The following is a 1,547-nucleotide window of genomic DNA, read 5'->3' as shown; positions in this document are numbered from 1 at the left end:
TGGCTGGGCGCAACGGTCGAGAACCAGAGTGCAGCTGACAAGCGATTGAAGCATTTGCTCCAGTTCAAGACACCAGCAGTCCGGTTCCTGTCGTGTGAGCCACTTTTGGGACCACTGGATTTATCCCGATGGCTTCAAGTTGGGGAACTGGGCACTCGTGTGGACTGGGTCATTGCTGGCGGCGAGTCCGGGCCTGGATCACGACCCATGGACCCAAAATGGCCTGACGATCTACGCCAGCAGTGCAATAGAACCGGGGTGGCTTTTCACTTCAAACAGTGGGGGCACTGGGCGCCCCTGGAGCAGGCGGCACCAGCTGTCACTGGTCGCACGCCGATCTTCATAGTCCGGAACGGCGGCTCCGAGGTCAAGCTCGCTGCTGTTGGGAAAGGAAAAGCCGGTCGTTCCTTGGCGGGGCGTCATTGGGATCAATTCCCAAGCACCGGGGATGGGGTGTAGCGGCGAACGACATCAGTTCTGCAGAAAGGCTTGAGCTTGGCAAAGAGTCACTACGACTGGGAGGACGGACCGGCAGAGATCGATCCGCATAGTGTCACTAAGCATGAAGTTTTGGTCGGCTACCTCGTACGGTATTTCGAGCAACGAACCCTCAATGCGCGAGGGCGGGAGCGACTTCGAATCACGCTCGTTGACGGATTTTGCGGGGGCGGTCTCTACACGCTCAAAGGACAAGCCAAGGAAGTTCTTGGCTCCCCGCTGCGCATGCTGAACGCAGTCGAAGAGGCCCGAGTGCTCATCAATGCCAATAGGACAAAGCCCATCGACCTGGATGTTCAATATGTGTTCATTGACAAGGACCAGCGAGCTTTGTCGCATCTGACGATGGTCCTGCAAAACCGGGGCTTCGGTCACCTGATCGGCAATGCCATACACGTCATTCATGAGGACTTTGTTTCTGCAACGCCGGTGGTCTTCAAGCTGATCCAAGCCCACACGCCGAAAGCACGCACAGCCATCTATTTCCTGGACCAGTATGGATACAGCGAAGTACCAGCACCGTTGATTCGGCAGATATTCGCGAACTCACCTGGCAGCGAGGTGGTGCTGACGTTTCATGTCGCGGCATTTGCCACCTACACCAACGACCAATTCACGGACCAGGTCTCCGAGAAGTTGGCGGTAGATATTCGCGCTGCCTTGGGCGGCAGGACTGTCGAGCAGATCAAGGAAGAGGACTCGGCTGATTGGCGTCGCTTTATACAGGCAGCGTTGTATCAAGCGTTGGTGAAGGGGTGTGGTGCCGAGTACTTCACGCCCTTTTTCATTCGTGGTGAAGGCAGCGGCCAAGGTGAGTACTGGTTGGTTCATCTCTCACAACACCACCGTGCCCAGGACGTGATGAAGCAGGTCCACTGGCAGCATCAGAATCATTCCATCCACTACGGTGGAGCAGGTCTCGACATGTTGGCATCACACATGATGGGGTTTCGGCAGGAGTTCACCGGGGGATTCCAGTTCGACGATGTGGCGTTGAGCCAATCGGCCGAGGCGTTGCCGCAGCAACTGGCAACGCACATTTTTGAACG

2 protein-coding genes are annotated in these 1,547 nt (G+C 56.6%); both read left to right on the top strand.

Going from position 1 to position 1,547, the window contains the following annotated elements; genetic code table 11:
- Positions 1 to 459, top strand: a 459-nt coding sequence (locus ABYB95_RS23300; RefSeq protein ID WP_372662680.1) for a DUF5131 family protein, incomplete at its 5' end; no start/stop codon positions are given.
- 36 nt (positions 460 to 495) lie between these two features.
- Positions 496 to 1,547 (top strand): three-Cys-motif partner protein TcmP (locus ABYB95_RS23295; protein ID WP_372662683.1); only part of this gene is annotated, 1,052 nt, incomplete at its 3' end.

This window comes from Hydrogenophaga sp., from assembly GCF_041633695.1.
Classification (GTDB): Bacteria; Pseudomonadota; Gammaproteobacteria; order Burkholderiales; family Burkholderiaceae_C; genus Hydrogenophaga.
This window is presented reverse-complemented; position numbering and strand designations above follow the sequence as displayed.